This window comes from Ensifer sp. SL37 (assembly GCF_026672675.1).
In the GTDB taxonomy this organism is placed as follows: domain Bacteria; phylum Pseudomonadota; class Alphaproteobacteria; order Rhizobiales; family Rhizobiaceae; genus Ensifer; species Ensifer adhaerens.
Genome location: NZ_JAPPRN010000001.1, coordinates 1,586,901 through 1,604,369, shown reverse-complemented (window position 1 = coordinate 1,604,369; position 17,469 = coordinate 1,586,901). Strand labels below are relative to the sequence as shown.

Genomic DNA, 17,469 nt, shown 5'->3' with positions numbered 1-17,469 from the left:
AATTTTTAGGCGTCTCATGATCGCGGTCGGCCCGCTACGGTGGCGGTTTTCTGGAATGGAGAACCACCTTTGTGCCGGGTCGCCATGTAACCGATCATCAGATGAGATTATTCATGAAGTATCGACAAACGCATTCTGTTGAGGTCGCCGCCGCGAAGGCGTCGATCAGCCGGGCGACGGCGTTCCGTGTGGAGAAAGAGCAACGGCTTCCGTCGCAAAACAAGCCGCCGCGCGGTCGGCGTCGCCCCGATCCGCTTGCGCATATCTTTGATGCGGAGGTCGTTCCGCTCCTCAAAGCCGCTCCCGGCATTCGTGCGGTCGCCGTTTATGACGAGATGCTGCGGCGTCATCCGGAACTGCCCGAAAGCATTCGCCGCACACTTGAGCGGCGCATTCGGTCATGGCGGGCCGTTCACGGTGAGGCACAGGAGGTGATCTTTCGCCAGACGCACGAACCCGGCCGGTTGGGGCTGTCGGATTTTACCGACATGGGCAGCCTCAGCGTGACGATCGCCGGCCAGCCGCTCGACCATCTGCTTTATCACTTCCGGCTGGTTTGGTCGGGCTTCGAACACGCCCATGTCATCCTTGGCGGCGAAAGCTTCGTCGCCTTGGCGGAGGGCCTGCAGAACGCCCTGTGGTCGGTCGGCGGTTCGCCGCTCTATCACCGCAGCGACAGCCTGTCGGCCGCCTTCCGCAACCTCGATGCCGATGCCCAGGTCGATCTCACCAACCGCTATGAGGACCTGTGCGCTCATTACCGGATGACGCCAACCCGTAACAACAAGGGCATCGCCCACGAGAACGGTTCGATCGAAAGTTCCCACGGCCATCTCAAGAACGCCGTCCGCGATGCACTCCTGATGCGCGGCACCCGAGACTTCAACGATCTCCGCTCCTACCGCGCCTTCATCGACGAGATCGTCAGCCGCCGCAATGCCGCGCATGGCAAGCGCATCGATGCCGAGCGCCCGCATCTGCAGGCACTTCCCGCTCGCCGCACCACCGACTTCGAGGAGGTGGTCGTCACCGTGTCGCGCACCGGCGGCTTCGCCTTGCGCAAGGTCTTCTACACCGTCCCCTCCCGTTTGATCGGCCACCGGCTGCGTGTGCGTTTGTTCGACGATCGCCTCGACGTCTTCATCGGCGGCACGCATCTGCTGACGTTGCCGCGAGGTCGCGCCCATGCGAGCGGCAAGCACGATCAGGTCGTCAACTATCACCACGTCATTCATTCCCTGCGCAAAAAGCCGATGGCGCTTCTCAACCTGGTCTATCGCGACAAGCTCTTCCCTCGGCCGGAATACCGAAGGGCTTTCGACACTCTCATCGAGCAACTGCCTGACCGGCAGGCTTGCAAGGTCACCGTCGAACTGCTGGCCCTGGCTCATGATCGTGGTTGCGAGCGTGAACTGGCCGAGGAGCTTGCCAGAACGCTCGACGCCCGCAAACTGCCCGACCTGATGGCCTTGAGAGCCATCTTCGGCCCGGACCCGGACCAGTTGCCGACCGTTCATGTGCAGCTCGCATCGCTCAATAGCTATGAAGCCCTGATGGGGCCTGCTTATGCGGGAGAGGCCGCATGAAAAATGTCCACAACACCATCGACGAAGCCCGCCTCGGCATCATGCTCAATGACCTGAGGCTGCCGACGATCAAAACGCTGTGGCCGCAATTTGCCGAACAGGCCGATCGTGAAGGGTGGCCTGCGGCGCGTTTCCTTTCGGCCATCGCCGAGCATGAACTGGCTGAACGGGCGCATCGCAGGATCGAACGTCACCTCGCCGAGGCGCATCTGCCGCCCGGAAAGACGCTCGAGAGCTTCGCCTTCGACGCCGTGCCCATGGTCTCCAAGGCCCAGGTTATGGCCATTGCCGCCGGCGATAGCTGGCTCGCCAAGGGTGCCAATATCCTGTTGTTCGGCCCGCCCGGCGGCGGAAAGAGCCATCTCGCCGCCGCCATCGGCCTCGCGCTGATCGAGAACGGTTGGCGAGTGCTGTTCACGCGCACGACCGACCTCGTTCAGAAGCTGCAGGTCGCACGGCGTGAGCTCCAGCTCGAATCCGCCATCGCCAAGCTCGATAAGTTCGATCTGCTCATCCTCGACGATCTGGCCTACGTCACCAAGGACCAGGCCGAAACCAGCGTGCTCTTCGAACTCATCTCCGCAAGATATGAGCGGCGTTCCATCATGATCACCGCCAATCAGCCCTTCGGGGAATGGAACCGCGTCTTTCCGGACCCGGCCATGACGCTTGCGGCGGTGGACCGACTTGTTCATCACGCAACGATCTTCGAAATGAACGTCGAAAGCTATCGGCGACGTTCCGCCATGGAAGCCAAACGCCAGCGCGGCAGACCTGCCGCCTTCGCGACAATTAAAAGTGCTTCCCAGATTGTCGCGGAGCGGCAATCAGAACACGACGAGACTCTTGCCAGCGACAATCAGCATGATACTTTCATCCCGACCGCGACATAAGAGTCTCATCCAGATTGTCGCCGCCGTCTCATCCTGATCGCCGCGCTATACGCTTGGCTTCGGATACGGAGCTATGGTCGGAAATGGGTGACGAGGCCGATCAGGCGGCGCGATGGTCAGGGGTCGTCGTTTCGGCGACACCGTCGGTGAATTTGACGCCGGCGATGACCTTTGGCAACTGATTTTCGCCCTTCAGCCGGCGCCAGGTTTTGGCGGCGCTCATGACGAGCTTGAAGACCATGAGCCGTGCTGTGTTGTGGGACAGGCCTCCCTTGGTTCGCACCGTGCGGTGCCTGACGGTGGCGAAGACGCTTTCGATCGGGTTCGAGGTGCGCAGATGGTCCCAGTGTTCGGCCGGGAAGTCGAAGACGGTCAGCAATGCCTCGTGGTCCTTCGTCAGGCAGTTGACGGCCTTGGGATATTTGGCCTTGTATTTGTCGACGAAGACGGCGATCGCCGCCTCGGCGGTTGCCCGATCCGGGGCATCGCGGACCTCCCTGAGATCGGCCTTCATGTTCGGCTGCACCGACTTCGGCACCTTGTTGAGGATGTTGAGGAGCTTGTGTTGCCAGCACCGTTGATGGCGGGTCGAAGGGAATATCTCCTCCAGCGCCTTCCAGAAGCCGAGCGCGCCGTCGCCCACGGCAATTTCTGGCGCAATCGAAAGCCCGCGGGCCTTCAGCCCGACGAGCAGCTCGCGCCAGCTCTGGGTGCTTTCGCGCACGCCGACTTGAAAGCCGACAAGTTCCTTCTTGCCTTCCGGCGTCGCGCCGATGACGACCAGCATGCAAGCGGCATCGTCCTCCATGCGTGCCTGAAGATAGACCCCGTCGGCCCAGATGTAGACGTAGCGGCGGGCTGACAGGTCGCGGCGTTGCCAGCGATCATAGTCGGCCTGCCACTCCTCCTTCAGCCGGCCAATCACCGAGGGGGACAGGTTCGGTGCGTCCTTGCCGAGTAAGGCGGCAAGCGCCTCCTGGAAATCGCCGGTCGAGATGCCGCGCAGGTAAAGGACCGGCAGCAGAGCGTCGAGGCTCTTCGTGCGTCGTGCCCACTTCGGCAGGATCGCCGACGTGAAGGTGATGCGATCCTCGCCGCAAGTCTCCAAAGCCCGGTCGCGCAGCTTGACGCGGCGCACCGCAACCGGACCGATCCCCGTCTGGATCGTTCTTTCAGGCCCATGGCCGTGCCGCACCACCCGGTCCCGCCCATCGCTCAGGCGTTCGCTGGCCATGGCCGCAAGAAACGCCTCGGCTTCCGCCTCCACGGCCTGTGCCAGAAGCCGGCGCGCGCCTTCGCGTAGAACCGATGTCAGGGGATCATCGAGCGTCTCGGGATGCGGAAAGGAAACAACAGTGCTATCTGTCTTCATGGCGTATCGCTCTTTCATGAGGTTCTGGCAGGCTTGTCACCCGCCTCGATACGCCGCCCTCATCAAACCGTCATCACCCAGTTTCCGTCATAGCTCTCGGATACGTCCATGCCGCCGAATTTGGCCTTCCATTTATAGATGCTGGCATCGCTGACGCCGTGCTTGCGGCAAAGCTCCGAGACGGGCGTGCCAGCCTCGTGCTCCTTCAAAATGACGATGATCTGTTCGTCTGTGAAACGGTTGCGCTTCATTCCCTGGTCCTCTCAATGGGCCAGAGCTTACTTCAAAATGGATTATTTCAACGGGGCAAGGTCACCCCGTATCGGTATCCGTGATTTTGTAGACGAATGAGTGAACCTTTCCGATGTCGGCAGAGGTGAACGGCTCACCCCGATAGAACCAAGTCATTTACCGGCGAATAGGTCGAATTCCGCCTTACGGCGCTTGGTGAGGCCCGCAAGCGGCTTCAGTACGCCGCCGACGCGCGCCTTGTTCCATTGGCTCCATGCTCGCTCGATATCGGCTAGCGGCGCTTTGGCGTTGATCCTCTTGAGCAAGGTGGACGAACCTAGCGCACCAATACCGAGATTATAGGCGAACGACACAAGCGCGCCGAACTGGTCGTCGGTCAGCTTGACCGTTACCAGCTTCGCCACACCCTTCTCAAAATCGGCAAGATCGATCTTCAGCAGTCGTTCGGCTTCAGCTTCGCTAATGGTCTTGCGGCTCTTCACATCGTCACGGGTGACGGTCTTGGTATGCCCATATCCGATAGTCGGGATATTGGCGGGACAGAGGTAGGCGCGAAGCTCGCAGCCTTCGGAGATTTTGATAAGTGAGATTGCTTTGGGGGATGTACGATTTGTCATCCCGTATTTAGCTGAAGGCAACAAAAAACCCGCCTAAGCGGGTGCTTTTGTTAGTTCTCGTGGCACTTTCTAGCTTCGATCAGTTCCGCAATCGCGGCGGCGGATTCTCGGATACGATTTAAGTTATCTTGCATATAAGGATTTGCCGTTCGGACAACGACAGGTCTTCAAACTCATTCTCGCTTCTAATCGGAAAATCAATCACGTTGGTCATTTCTTCTTTCTCTTGTTTGTTGTCGTTCTTGTCGTTGAAGCCGAAGCCGATAGCCTCCCATGTGTCGCCGATGACAGCTTCACTATACCGTGTTTGAAGGAAGACAGAGTTTCCATAAGCTTGTTTACTGATTGCCACGTCCGGGCGCTTGCAGTGCGTCCAAATTGACGCTTGGGACATCAGTCCGCCGCTTGCTTCTGCCGCTTGATATGTCGAAGGGAAAACGCCCCAAGGCGTGCTAAACATACCAACGTGTCTGGCGTGAGCTTCGCCAACGCCACAGGACGCCAACGCATCATTCGAGCGGTTGAAGTGATAGTCCCCACTATCCAGATAGCGCTGCTCAAGGGCGGCAAGTTCGTCCGAATTGCCGTATTCCAGCACAGTGAATTCGAAGGCTTCTTCGTCACTGGCGTCATACGCAGCTTGGAGCGGCTTATTGCTGTGATAGCCATTGCGAAGCGCTGTGAAATGTTGAGCCTTACGCTTGCGCAGATTGCATGTTCTGCCGACATATGCGGTGTTGCTCGATACTTCCCGGATTTCATAAATGCCGCTAACGGGCGCAATTTTCATTTTCATATAAATTCCTCTTAAAAGACAAAAACAGAAAGGGTCTAAGCGACCGGTGCAAAGCGCTTAGACCCTTTCTTCAAACTTTCTGTTTTGGAGAGGAAATGCTGACCTTGAAACCGATAATGACCCGTTGACGGGACCATTGCACCGGTTCCATTCAACACAAGTATTTAGTATCCGAAGTCAGAAAATTGGGCTGATTGCGTGCACAAATTATGCGTTTTTACGGGCATTCACGCGAATATCTTGCGTTCTTCAATTCGGGACAGAATTCGTTTTCAAAACAAGTTTTCCGATAAATATCTCTATTAAAACAGGAGATATACAACCATGATTGATTTCGTAATGCTGTCCGCTGATCCGGACCAAACAGCACTTGAATTCGTTCGCGCATACATTTCGTATGATTGCCGTTCGGCACGCTATTCGCCCGAAGTGAAGAGCTATTCGCCCGACAAGATTGCGTCGTTCGAACGCAAGGCAATTGGGATGAAAGACCCCGACACGGGCGAAAGCTTCCGCGTCGTGCCGCTCTTCGTCTCAGAGAAGATCAAAGAGAGTGACGACCCGATGGGAGTATTGAAGCGTCACATTCGCGCTTGGTTCAGCCACCCGTTGCGGCACGTCATCGCGAAAGAGATTGAACGGCTAGACGCCTGACCGCCACGCCCCGCCATCGTGCGGCGTTTTCTTTTGGATGGCGCTCGGCGGCTTCTTGCTCGTCTGGTTGTACCGTCCTAGCGTGCCATCTCTGGTTATTGGGCAATGGGAAATTGGGGCGCATGAAGAAAGACAGCATTTGGAAGCGAATGAACTGGCTGCTGGTGGCTGGCGTTCTGACGGTCGCCTATGGCATTGCCATCGAACTAACCTTGGGATGGGACCGCACGCGGACGTTTTTCACTGACGACACCGACTTAAATGAAATCGGCGATTTCCTTGCGGGCGTCTTCGCCCCTGTCGCCCTGCTTTGGCTGGTCGCGGCGGTCTTCACCCAACGGCAGGAATTGAATGAGACCCGCGACCAGTTTGAAGAGAATCAAAAAGTGGTCGATGCACAGCTAAAAACGATCAACGCGCAAAATGCTCTGCTTTCGCTTCAGCATGAACAAGCGGTGGCGAACGCCAAGCAGCAATATAAACTGAGCTTGTTTGAACGCCGGTTCGCAATCTATTCAAAATTCATGCAATTTGAACGCAGGTTTAAAGGGTTTGGTTTTGATAATCTAGCGCCCCATATGATACGGGACGTAGCGCGGGAAGCCGCTTTCGTGTTCGACAGGTCGATTGCAGATTGGATGAACTCGATAGCTCAAAAGACCGATGATTACTTGGATTTTCGAAATTCGCACCCCGCAACAATCGATACGCTTTTGCCACCTGATGAGCTCAATCCCAATCATGAGTTAGAGGCGAAGTACCGCGTGTACACAGATTGGATCCATGAGCAGTTCACACCAGCCGTCACAGTTGGCAAGTTTTGGGACTTCCTTTATGTAAGTGATCAGCCCCATATCGAAGGCTAGACGACCAACGCTTTGCTACATTCGCGTTACAGCGATTGCTACATTCCACCTTGCGAAAACCCAGAAAATAAGGTATTTCAATGGCTTCGCTAACCCGGATCAGGTTCAAGGGTCTGGCTCACCGCCATCTCAGCACAGTCAATGTGCGCCCCCCGGCAGGGGGATGCTAGGGGAGCGAGGGCCGGGGTGTCAACCGTTGGAACCCTGTCACAGGCAAGCCAGTTCGAGGGTGAGCGTCCGGCGAAGGCATTTTCGCTTGGTTGAGAGGCCGAGATTATAGGTCGCGTTTCATCTCGTCTGCCATAACGCGTTCGACCACATCCGGATCGCATTGTTCATCGACGAGAAACTGGCGGATTCCACCATCCCATGTCCGTATGTCGGCGAGGAGATTTTGGAGCTCGTCCACGCCGTTCTCGGTCAGGCCCTTTGTGCCGTGTTCGCTGCCGTCGCGGACATAAAGCAATTCGCCTTCGCTGATATTATCCGAGTTGGCGGTCACCTCTTCGATCAACTCGAGGTTCTCGCCGATCATCTCAGCGACCTCTTTGAGGGTATAGATGATCCTTGAGCGCGCCATCACGCAGCCTCGTACCGGTCGTTTGCCGGAGTCCACTGCCACGGGAGCAGTTCCTCAAGTCGATCCTTCGGATGGCTCTGGATCCTGGTCAGGACGTCTGCCAGATAGGTCTCTGGATTGTGGCCATGGAGTTTAGCTGTTTCGATGATGGTCAGGATATTGGCGATGCGCTCGCCGCCCTTGTCTGACCCAGCAAAGAGCCAATTTTTTCTTCCAATTCCGAGTGGCCTCATAGCGCGCTCAGCTATGTTGTTATCGATTTCGACACGGCCATCGTCAATGTAGACGCTCAAAGCTGCCCATCGCGAGAGAGCGTATCGCATCGCTTCGGCAAGCTTCTGTTTCTGCGGCAGCGTCGAAAGCGTCGTTTCAATCCAAGCCTTGAGGTCCGCCAGAATGGGTCTGGCGTGTTGCTGGCGCAGTGTTCGCCTCTCGTCGGAAGACATGCCGCGGATACGATCCTCGATATCGTAGAGTGCACCGATGCGCGACAGAGCCTCGTCGGCGATCGGAGATGGCTTGAGCTTGATCACATCATGGAACTTGCGGCGCACATGCGCCATGCAGGCGGCTTCGATGATCTGGTTGCCGTAAAGCTTGCTATAGCCAGCATAGCCATCCGCATGCATTACGCCGCTGAAGTGAGCGAGGTGTTCAGCCGGATGCACGCCCTTTCGGTCGGGGCTATAGTAATAGGCGATCGCTCCGGGCGTGGGATCCTGGTAGCCGCTGCCGTCGAAGACATAGACCCAGACCCTGCCGGTCTTCGTCTTTCCTCGTCCTGGGTCGAGAACATCGACCGGCGTATCGTCCGTGTGTATTCGGTCGACCGCGGCGATATGGGCTCTGATCAGCAAGATGAGGGGCGAGAGCAGAACGGACACACGGCCAACCCAGTCCGCCATGACAGACCGGGAGATGTCGATCCCCAGCCGGTCGTACATCTCGGACAAACGGTAGAGTGGGATATGATCGTCAAACTTGGCGACCATGATGTGTGCGAGCAGTCCTGGTCCAGGTTTGCCTCGCTCGATCGGCAAGCTCGGCATCTCACCCGATACCGTTGTATCGCAGTCCTTACAGACCATGCGCTTCTCGATATGCCGGACGATCTTCACAGAAGCCGGCACATGCTCCATCACCTGCACCACCTTGTCGGCCGCCTTCAGGAAGGACTTGCCACCACACGTCGGGCAACTGCAGGGCGCTGTGTACACCCGCTCTTCGGTTGGAAGACCATCCGGCAGAGGCCTGCGTTTCGGCTTGTCGGGGGTATCATCCAGATCTGGCAGCAGGCCTTTTCCGGAACGAGCATCAGCCTCTGCGCGAGAGGCTTCGATCTCCTCGAGCATCAGTTCGAATTGCTCAATCTTCCGATCGATCTTTTCCGAGGATGCGCCGTGCTGCCGATGTCGGAGCAGTTCCAGCTGCGCGCGCAGAAGACCGATGATCGAGTCGCGTTTGATGACTTCGGCTTCTTGTGCGCTGAGTTTCGCCGCCTGTTCAGCGACGAGCGCGCGCAATGCCAATAGCTCGTCCTGACTGTCCAGCGGCGGTGCTTTCATGCCCAAAAACATAGCCGATTTGCAGCGAAAGCACTAGCGTTTTGCCCCGGATGTGCCTGTAAAATATAGCTTTTAACCCGTGCGGCCAGGGGCGGAAGTCCACGCTGGTCGGCGCCAGTCAATCCCTTCGACAAGCATCGACAACTGGGCCTGCGTAAGATGCGCAACACCATCTTTCGCCGTGGGCCAGGGAAAGTATCCGCGCTCGAGAATCTTGTAGAATAGGCAGAACCCTTGGCCATCCCACCATAGAAGCTTGATCCGGTCGGCGCGCTTTCCACGGAAGCCGAAGATTGCGCCGGATCCTGGCGCCTCCTTGAGGACCGTCTCAACGAGCGTGGAGAGTCCATCAATGCCACGCCGCATGTCGGTCACTCCGCAGGCCAGATAAACCCGCACATTTCCCGAAGGCCCGATCATGCTGCCTCCACACAAGCGACAAGCGACGATAGCACTTCGAGATCCATATCCGCTGCAATTCTCAGTAGACGGCCATTCCTCAAGACGATTTCAACGTCCTTGCATCTCGACCGAGCACCGATCCTCTTGGAACCGTCACTCACGCTCTCCGACGCTCCGATAAGCGAAACCGGGATGAACGATGGGGTCTGTGGAGGTTTCAATTCGGATGGCGAGAACTTCTTTCGCCAGGCGTATATTTGTTGCGGAAGAACGTCGTGCCGGCGCGCTACATCCGAAACGCTGCCATCCGCGCTGAACGCTTCTTGCAAGATCGAAAGCTTCAGTTCCGTGGACCATCGACGTTGTCGCTCGGCACCCGTCAGGATCTCAACCTTGGCCATTCATACCCTGTTACGTCACAAATGAATCATCTGTGACGTAACTTGCGCCAATTCCCCGCCGGACCAAAATCCGCTCACCGGACGCTCACGTTCGAGGCGCAATGCTCACTGTTGAAGAAGCTTCCTAAAATGAAGGCCCCTATGGGCTTTGGAGCACATGGGGCCTTCCGTCTGAGCGTTCGACTTCACAGACGAACGTATTGATGACACAGGCTGTGGAAATTCATAGTGCCCTCACGCGATTGTGCACGATAACCACGGTGAGGGGATCCGGAACCGAGATCGTCTTGATGCCGCTGACAGAGGAACGATAGCCGCCGCTCGGGGGATTCAGGAAATCCCGGATCACTGGACGGTGATCACCATCCGGGCGACAACTACCGACTTCGCAAAAAGTGCCGCTCCGGCCTTTGAACAATGCGATCCGGATGTGGTCGACCGCGTTATGGCAGACGAGATGAAACGCGACCTATAATATCGGCCTCTCGACCAAGCGAAAGTGCCTTCGCCGGACGCTCACCATAGAAAGGCGATCACAGATCATAGCGGCGAGGACAATGTGGGAGCAGAGCACTGGTTACCCTTCATTGGGTCCCAGGCGGCAACAACGACGGGCTGCACGCTCTGCGGCGATCATCGCGTGCGCGCTGGCAAGGTCGTCGGGAAGCTGATCGGCCGCCTCGGTCATGCCAAGAGGAAATCATCTTCGCTCCGCGATGCCAGCGGATTTGCTCATCCTGCCGACGTTGGACGCCAGGCCGCGAAAGCAGCCGCCGGTGCGCATTAGCTTTCGAGCATGATGCGGCGACAACAACGTTCTAATAAGAGCCCGCCAAACAAAGCGACTAGCCCCACGCCGACCAAGTAGCCGCGGTCAAGCAAGCGATCCGGGTAGGTTTCAAAGTACGCGGTTCTCATCCATTCCACAGTTTGCGTGATCGGATTCCAGGACAATGGAAGGGCAATCGCATCCGGAAGGTACGCAGAAACGAAGAGTGTTCCGGACGATATATACGCTAGAATCATCAACAGGGCGTACAACGTAACCGCGAAATTGAAGAAAACGGCTACCACGCCCACTAAGATCCCCACCCCTACAGCCAAGAGTATGGTCGACAGATACGCTAATAATGCCTGAATAGGATCTGCTGGCCAGGGATCATCCCCAAGCAGCAGCAGAATCGAAACCATAAATGCAAGTGTCAAAAATCCGGCCAACACTTCGAGATAAGCCCTAGCCATCAGTATGTCCAAGACATGAACAACAGGAAAAGCCAACATTGGCTTATTCAGGACTACAGATAAAGACATAAACCGCGATACATACATAAAAAGAAGTGTGGGGATCAGCCCGGTCGCAAAGAACACGTTCAGGCTTTCTCCGAAAGGGGCCTGCCGTCCCGCAATATGATAGATTGCGAGGAGGATCACCATATGGCCCAATGGCCAGAGAGCGACAATCAGAAACCCGAGCCCGTGGTCAAAAAATCGGGTCCGCATGTCCCTGAGTACGACGGCATGCATTACGTTAAACTTCTCCCGCAACGCATAGCCTACGGATGTTGGGTCACCATTATTCGCCATAGCAGACATCTTTTAGAGCATTATGCTCATTCAAACGGTGCACTAATCCCGATCACATCCATTTAAGCACCGTACGTGAGCTTTCGGGGGTAGATAGGCTTCTTAACCTCTTGGGTCAACGCGTCAACCGCACCCGCCGGGTTGCATTCCGGATTATGGTGGCAGCCAACGATAAATCTCCCGGACTACAATAGCAAACAATCGCGGCCATGTTGCATTCTCCTCAAAACGAGCCCGGTGAAGCCGCTCTATGATCATATCAATCCCCTTCGCCCGCGCACTGGTGCTAGGGTAGTACTGCTCGATCGTTCGATAGAAATCACTTCGAAACGCTTGCGAAAATGGCTCAGTTGACGTTTCCGGCGCGTTCGTAACAGCGGATGAATAGGGATTCAACAACGGCAGAATCCCCACCGAAGCAACGTGCCGCGCAAATTCGACATCTTCAGCTTGATGATGAAATAGCATCGGGTTCAGCGGATGCTTTTCAATAACGTGTTTTTTTACCGCAAAGAACCCGCCATTCAAGTACGGTGTCTGCCAAAACTCTTTATCATTCTGGGTATCATAAACTCGACCCAGTATAAGCTCACGTAAATCGTCGATTGCGCACAAGGCAGGATAGTGTTTCCCGCTTGAATAAAACTGCTTCGTTGTAACGTACTCAAAGTCATATCCGTAGGTCGAAAACCCGGAAAGGAACCCTCTATTAAGGATATAGCGGTCGTGCGCAAAGAGAATGTTTTGACCTGTAGCGACCTCAACTACGTCGTTCTTTTTTTTTGCGATTGCAGCGTACTGGCCATAATCACGATCTAGAAACTGCACATCGTAAGAATCTAGAAGGGGCGTCCGCGGCCCAACTACTACTATTTGCGAATGTTTATCCTCTCGCCTTATGCTTTGACAAAAGGCCCTCACGTCTTCCTGACGATCTCCCCGTGTTAGCATTGAGAAAGTCCACGATTCGTCCCGCTGTTCTGCAAGATTCACTCGTAATACTTCAAATGCTAGCAGCCAATGACCACCCGCGCTCTCTTCTTCGAATAGCAATTGGACACTGTATCCGAACTTTCGAAACAGAAAACTTTTGAGAGCGGGTACCGTAATAAAGAAGTTCCGACGAATCGCGAGGACCAGTATACCCCTCTGGCATACAAGCCTCAGGAGACTGTCGACATGAAGTTTCCAGCCTTGGGCCGCTATGGGCTGCTCAATGGACCAAACCACGTCATGCAGTCCATGATGTACTGCTGCTGGCCGGTAAGCGGGAAGAGCCCGCAGGTCGGCAGAGTGCCAACCTCTAGGCCCCCCCCGGCCATCCCAAAACTGAGATCCCAGTCGTTCACTCAACTGCTGCAGGAAGGGACCCTGTAAAGCTTCAGAAAAACGAGGCATGGCGCACGCACAGTTGCACTTAAATATTTTCAAGACTCTTCAAGAAGGTACTTGTCTCCAGCTACACTGGGCACCTTGACAACAGTCACCACCGCATCAGTTAGCGCCCGAAATGAAGACGGGACACCAGGAGGGATGTCAATTATACTCCCCTCACTCCATTCGCGATCAAACATGAAGACGCGCCCGGAGACAATAACAGTAATCTCGCGTGCAATCTTGTGAAAGTGCTTAGGGTCTTCGTCACCAGCTTTATATCTTTTCACACCGACTTCAAAAACGTCGGTCTTCAGTAGGCTAGGATCGAAGTTGCCAATGAACCAACCGTTGGTCATTTGATCTAAGTTTTGATGGCTCATAACATATCACTCGTGCGACGCAAATTGCTGCAATTGTCTGTCAGATTTTATCGGGCTATAGTCTTTGGCCTCGATTTCATGAACGCCTATTACTTTTCCCGACAGGATTAGTTCATTGAAAGTTGGGCAAACGTAGAACGCATCATTCTGCCTCGCATCCTTCCGAATAAGGTTTTTCGCGGCAGTAACGAAGTCAGATCCCTCTCGAAAGTAATAGAATCCTGCGGTAGCTACATTACTGATCGGATTTTTTTCAGCAGCCTCGATCACATTTTTTTTCTCATCGAGGCGAACGAAAGAATAGCGAGGATGTACCGAACGGAAAACGATAGTGCCTGCGTCTAGGCCACGACGTTCGAACCCGTCAACTACACTTTCAAACGAGACGTGCAGAATCTCGTCGGCGTTCAAGATGAGAAGCGGTTCCATGTTGTCTATCAATCCCGCGGCCAAAAGAGCAGTGCAGGCGGCGCCCTGCGTCAGCCCTTCGACTACAACTACCTCCGCGCGATCATCCAAAAGCTTGACAACTTGATCAAGCCGATAACGACGGATATCCTGTTCCTGTATCGCTACGATGAACCTGTTGTACTTTACCGACTGGCATTGGCCCATGATCTTCTCAATCAGCGGCACTCCGTCTATCTCAGTGAGCGCCAATGGGTACGATTCAGAAGACTGAACCCGCGGCTCACCCGCCATAAGAAGCAAAATGTTCATACTTCAGTCCCCGCGGCTTCAATTTCAGATAGGGTCTTTCGAATGGCGCTATAGTTCACTTCGTGAACGTCGCGAACAACCATAACATGTGCGCCAGAAGCTCGCGCCGCCTTGATGCCATTCTCATTATCTTCAACTATTAGGCATTCACTTGGCTGCAACCCAAATCTTTCAATCGCCTTGTTGTAAATTTCTGGGCTAGGCTTTCCTTCTTTCACGTCTTCGTTGCTGAGCTGGAACTCGAGATAGCCCTCCAATGCCGCCCTCTTCATCATGAGGGCCACTGTATTTTTAATAGAATTTGATGCAACCGCAAGTCTAAAACCTTCGCTTTTCAGACGTGAAAGCGCGTATTCTTGCCGAAACGCAGGTTTGCACTTGGTGTGGATAGCCTCGTTTGTATACGCTTGCTTCATCTCGTTTATGAAATCATGGAGCGATACGGGGAGATGCCGAGTAGCACTTAGTATTTGAAGTTTTTTGCGCGTGGGCAAGCCATCAAAAACCGTGAGATGTTCATGAAGCGGAATGGTGTAACCAAACAGCTCAAGCGCACGGTTCAGAGTCTCGTAGTGCCAGTCGCGGGCATCTATTAAAACTCCATCCATATCGAAAATGACCGCTTTTATCATACTTCATTACCTTTCGAAGTTAACACGTCCCGAGCGAGTTCGGGCAAATCGGTGCAGATAACAAGGTTGGTCTGCTTGGACAGGCCACTTGCGGTAACCCACGCCAGAAATGTGCCGAGTTCTTCGTTTCGGTGATGCAAGTCGGGGGCAACTAGCGCCACGTGCTTTCCTTCGTCGAGGATCCTCTTGATGAGATCTGCGTCATACCATCTTCCCGGAAGAAACGCATCAACCCATACGCCAACGACGCCAGATGCCTCATACAACGGAGGATGGGGCTCGAATTCGCTAAGCCGCGTGAAACAATTAAGTCGCCGACGCTCACACTGGATCAAATCGGGGACCGAGTGATCAAACAGGAAGTAATTGTCGTAAGCGGCTGCCGCGAGTTCACGCTGAAGAAGATCGCTAAGGCCGTCGCTTTTGATATTCAACGCAAGAAGAGGAGAACCGTGCTCCTTAGCGATGGCAATCATATCTGAAAACAGCAGCTCGCCGCCCCGCGGCACATCGTGCGAGATCACAAGTGTAGGTTCGCCTTCCAGCAGAGCGTCCCGAACGTCCGTTTCCGTCCCGAAACCGAGAGTAAAAGAGCGCTCGAACGCGACACGCGTGTTTTTCTCAGAAGGCTGGTGCCAGTATCCACGGTGGCTAATTATTTGCATCGAGCAGCCCTTTCGTCGCTTTGCGCGACAATTCTAGCTTGAGGAAGGCCTCTAGATCGTCAGGCACGCCCAGGCCATACATTCCCTGGTTCAGTGTACCGATTGAGTAGACGCCAACTTCCCCGCCCTGCGAGATGAGTTCGTCGTAGACAGGCGCAACGTAAAACTCCCCGTTTACCCGGAAATCCTTCCGGATCATGCGATCAGCGGCTTGAACAAAGCTGCTCCCCCGCGAAAAGTTATAAATACCGACAGTGGCTTCGTCGGAAATAACTTCCTTCTCAACCACCTTCGCAACGCGTCCATTCTCATCGAATCCAACAAAGCTCCACTTCGGGTCGTGAGCCTTCATAGTCATGATGTAACCGTCATAACGCTCCGAGGCGCCCAAGTATCGGTTTATGTCGACATCGACGTACTGGTCACAATTTGCGATCATTAGCGGATCATTATTGTCGACAAGTTCGCGGGCCAAAAGGACGCTGCAGGCAGCTCCCTCTGTGACCTGGTCCACCGGAATCACACTGCATCCTGGCGCCCAAGTTGCCAAGCTTTCGCCCAATGCGTAATTCTCTAGATGCGCTTTTTGGCAAATAAAGATAAATCGGTGCGGCTTGGTCGGAGCCAGGTTCGCGATCACCACCCGTATCATCGGGACGCCATGTACTGGAATGAGAGGTTTGGGTAACGCAAAACCAGCTTGAGCGAACCGGCTACCGTGGCCGGCCATAGGTATTACAATATTGAGCATTCTTTCTTCCCTCGTTTTAGCAGCTTTTGACCACGATTCGTTGCCGGGCTCTAAATCGCAAATATCGCTACGTGAGGGAAGTTGTTTCTCTGATTGCGCTAACCGCAACCCTGGAGTGTCTGACCTTGCCCCGTTGAAATAATCCATTTTGAAGTAAGCTCTGGCCCATTGAGAGGACCAGGGAATGAAGCGCAACCGTTTCACAGACGAACAGATCATCGTCATTTTGAAGGAGCACGAGGCTGGCACGCCCGTCTCGGAGCTTTGCCGCAAGCACGGCGTCAGCGATGCCAGCATCTATAAATGGAAGGCCAAATTCGGCGGCATGGACGTATCCGAAGCCAAGCGGCTGAAGACGCTGGAAGACGAGAACACGAAGCTGAAACGGCTCCTGGCAGATGCGATGCTCGACAATGCGGCCTTGAAAGACCTTTTGGGAAAGAAGTGGTGACGCCCGCAGCAAGGCGGAAAGCTGTCGCTCATCTGATGGATCACCACCAGATGAGCGAACGGCGGGCGTGTAAAGCCATCGGCTTTTGCCGGATGATGATCCGTTACGAAACCAGGCGCAGCGATGACCATGACCTTCGCGAGCGGATGAAGGCGCTGGCGCATGAACGCCGCCGCTTTGGATATCGACGCCTTCATGTGCTGCTCAGGCGTGAGGGTCACCTTGTGAACCACAAGCGGCTCTTCCGGCTCTATCGGGAAGAGAAGCTGACGGTGCGCAAGCGCGGCGGTCGGAAACGAGCGATAGGCACACGAGCACCGATGCTGATCCCGCTTGCCGCCAATGATCGCTGGTCACTGGACTTCGTGTCGGATCAACTCACCGATGGCCGCAGGTTCCGGATTCTGACGGTCGTCGACGATTGCACCAGGGAATGCCTGGCTCTCGTCGCCGACACGTCGCTCTCCGGCCTGCGGGTCGCCCGTGAGCTGGATCGGATCATCGAGGGACGAGGCAAGCCGAAGATGATCGTCAGCGACAATGGCAGTGAGTTCACCAGTAACGCGATCCTGCAATGGACGGATCGGAGCAAGGCGGATTGGCACTACATCGCGCCGGGCAAGCCGATCCAGAACGCCTTCATCGAAAGCTTCAATGGGCGGCTGCGCGACGAGCTCTTGAATGAGACGCTCTTCTCGTCACTGGCCCATGCTCGATCGGCGCTTTCAAACTGGCGCAGCGATTACAACGATCATCGACCACACTCTGGACTCGGCTGGATGACACCTGCCGAGTTCGCTCAGACAATCAACCCGCGACGTGATGCGGTGCTGCGCAGCCGGAATGGCTCCGCACCGCAACCCGCCGCTACCGCCCCCAATACAGCAACCCAAAACCGCTGGAGCAAACTCAAAACTGGATAAAA

At 55.2% G+C, this 17,469-nt stretch carries 20 protein-coding genes and 1 pseudogene; 5 read left to right on the top strand and 16 right to left on the bottom strand.

Annotation, left to right across the window (positions count from 1 at the left end; all coding sequences use genetic code 11):
• The first annotated feature begins 71 nt into the window (after positions 1-71).
• Together istA and istB are read left to right on the top strand one after the other, a co-directional pair.
• Positions 72-1,586 (top strand): IS21 family transposase, encoded by a 1,515-nt coding sequence (gene istA, locus OVA00_RS07285; RefSeq protein WP_442780449.1) that lies wholly within the window; start codon positions 72-74, stop codon positions 1,584-1,586.
• Positions 1,583-2,479, top strand: coding sequence for an IS21-like element helper ATPase IstB (gene istB, locus OVA00_RS07280; RefSeq protein ID WP_064816995.1), 897 nt, complete (start codon positions 1,583-1,585; stop codon positions 2,477-2,479). Before istA ends, istB begins: the two co-directional genes overlap by 4 nt.
• 100 nt (positions 2,480-2,579) lie before the next feature.
• Here the strand turns inward: istB and OVA00_RS07275 are convergent, their stop codons facing one another.
• From OVA00_RS07275 to OVA00_RS07260, 5 genes and pseudogenes are all read right to left on the bottom strand, one after another.
• A complete protein-coding gene (locus OVA00_RS07275) occupies positions 2,580-3,851 on the bottom strand; it encodes an IS256 family transposase (RefSeq protein WP_268088509.1) in 1,272 nt (423 codons plus the stop codon).
• 92 nt (positions 3,852-3,943) lie between these two features.
• Positions 3,944-4,102, bottom strand: a pseudogene (locus tag OVA00_RS07270) (transposase); the annotation flags it as partial.
• 61 nt (positions 4,103-4,163) lie between these two features.
• Positions 4,164-4,259 carry a hypothetical protein gene (locus OVA00_RS39930; protein ID WP_442780448.1) on the bottom strand — a complete coding sequence of 32 codons (96 nt, stop codon included), beginning with the start codon at positions 4,257-4,259 and terminating at the stop codon, positions 4,164-4,166.
• Positions 4,256-4,720 carry a lysozyme gene (locus OVA00_RS07265; RefSeq protein WP_268088447.1) on the bottom strand — a complete coding sequence of 155 codons (465 nt, stop codon included), beginning with the start codon at positions 4,718-4,720 and terminating at the stop codon, positions 4,256-4,258. The genes OVA00_RS39930 and OVA00_RS07265 overlap by 4 nt, the downstream gene beginning before the upstream one ends.
• 118 nt (positions 4,721-4,838) lie before the next feature.
• On the bottom strand, positions 4,839-5,516 hold the full coding sequence (locus OVA00_RS07260; RefSeq protein WP_268088446.1) for a GIY-YIG nuclease family protein: 678 nt from the start codon (positions 5,514-5,516) through the stop codon (positions 4,839-4,841).
• 324 nt (positions 5,517-5,840) lie between these two features.
• On the opposite strand from OVA00_RS07260, the gene OVA00_RS07255 reads away from it, so the two are divergent.
• The gene (locus tag OVA00_RS07255; RefSeq protein WP_268088445.1) at positions 5,841-6,170 is read left to right on the top strand and encodes a hypothetical protein; all 330 of its coding nucleotides are present in this window, start codon (positions 5,841-5,843) and stop codon (positions 6,168-6,170) included.
• A gap of 122 nt (positions 6,171-6,292) precedes the next feature.
• Complete coding sequence (locus OVA00_RS07250; protein ID WP_268088444.1) at positions 6,293-7,036, top strand: hypothetical protein; 744 nt, start codon at positions 6,293-6,295, stop codon at positions 7,034-7,036.
• A 274-nt stretch (positions 7,037-7,310) separates the two neighbouring features.
• On the opposite strand, the gene OVA00_RS07245 is transcribed toward OVA00_RS07250, so the two are convergent.
• From OVA00_RS07245 to OVA00_RS07200, 11 genes are all read right to left on the bottom strand, one after another.
• Complete coding sequence (locus OVA00_RS07245; protein ID WP_060530557.1) at positions 7,311-7,616, bottom strand: hypothetical protein; 306 nt, start codon at positions 7,614-7,616, stop codon at positions 7,311-7,313.
• Positions 7,616-9,181, bottom strand: a complete 1,566-nt coding sequence (gene tnpC / locus OVA00_RS07240; protein WP_060530572.1) for an IS66 family transposase — start codon at positions 9,179-9,181, stop codon at positions 7,616-7,618. Before tnpC ends, OVA00_RS07245 begins: the two co-directional genes overlap by 1 nt.
• Before the next feature lie 72 nt (positions 9,182-9,253).
• The gene (gene tnpB, locus OVA00_RS07235; RefSeq protein ID WP_060530558.1) at positions 9,254-9,601 is read right to left on the bottom strand and encodes an IS66 family insertion sequence element accessory protein TnpB; all 348 of its coding nucleotides are present in this window, start codon (positions 9,599-9,601) and stop codon (positions 9,254-9,256) included.
• Positions 9,598-9,984, bottom strand: a complete 387-nt coding sequence (gene tnpA / locus OVA00_RS39925; RefSeq protein ID WP_060530559.1) for an IS66-like element accessory protein TnpA — start codon at positions 9,982-9,984, stop codon at positions 9,598-9,600. Before tnpA ends, tnpB begins: the two co-directional genes overlap by 4 nt.
• Before the next feature lie 783 nt (positions 9,985-10,767).
• A complete protein-coding gene (locus OVA00_RS07230) occupies positions 10,768-11,577 on the bottom strand; it encodes an ABC transporter permease (protein ID WP_268088443.1) in 810 nt (269 codons plus the stop codon).
• A gap of 144 nt (positions 11,578-11,721) precedes the next feature.
• A complete protein-coding gene (locus OVA00_RS07225; protein ID WP_268088442.1) occupies positions 11,722-12,621 on the bottom strand; it encodes a hypothetical protein in 900 nt (299 codons plus the stop codon).
• A 374-nt stretch (positions 12,622-12,995) separates the two neighbouring features.
• Positions 12,996-13,325 carry a cupin domain-containing protein gene (locus OVA00_RS07220; protein ID WP_268088441.1) on the bottom strand — a complete coding sequence of 110 codons (330 nt, stop codon included), beginning with the start codon at positions 13,323-13,325 and terminating at the stop codon, positions 12,996-12,998.
• A gap of 6 nt (positions 13,326-13,331) precedes the next feature.
• A complete protein-coding gene (locus OVA00_RS07215; RefSeq protein ID WP_268088440.1) occupies positions 13,332-14,045 on the bottom strand; it encodes a glycosyltransferase family 2 protein in 714 nt (237 codons plus the stop codon).
• On the bottom strand, positions 14,042-14,677 hold the full coding sequence (locus OVA00_RS07210) for an HAD family hydrolase (RefSeq protein ID WP_268088439.1): 636 nt from the start codon (positions 14,675-14,677) through the stop codon (positions 14,042-14,044). The genes OVA00_RS07215 and OVA00_RS07210 overlap by 4 nt, the downstream gene beginning before the upstream one ends.
• Entirely contained in the window at positions 14,674-15,342 is a 669-nt protein-coding gene (locus OVA00_RS07205) for a phosphodiesterase (protein ID WP_268088438.1), read from the bottom strand. Before OVA00_RS07205 ends, OVA00_RS07210 begins: the two co-directional genes overlap by 4 nt.
• The gene (locus tag OVA00_RS07200) at positions 15,329-16,240 is read right to left on the bottom strand and encodes a glycosyltransferase family 2 protein (protein ID WP_268088437.1); all 912 of its coding nucleotides are present in this window, start codon (positions 16,238-16,240) and stop codon (positions 15,329-15,331) included. The genes OVA00_RS07205 and OVA00_RS07200 overlap by 14 nt, the downstream gene beginning before the upstream one ends.
• A 37-nt stretch (positions 16,241-16,277) precedes the next feature.
• On the opposite strand from OVA00_RS07200, the gene OVA00_RS07195 reads away from it, so the two are divergent.
• Positions 16,278-17,467 (top strand): IS3 family transposase gene (locus tag OVA00_RS07195; protein ID WP_112977085.1). Its coding sequence is split into 2 segments (ribosomal slippage): positions 16,278-16,527 and positions 16,527-17,467, totalling 1,191 coding nucleotides; the frame shifts between segments, so codons are not numbered across the junction.
• Positions 17,468-17,469 lie beyond the last annotated feature (2 nt).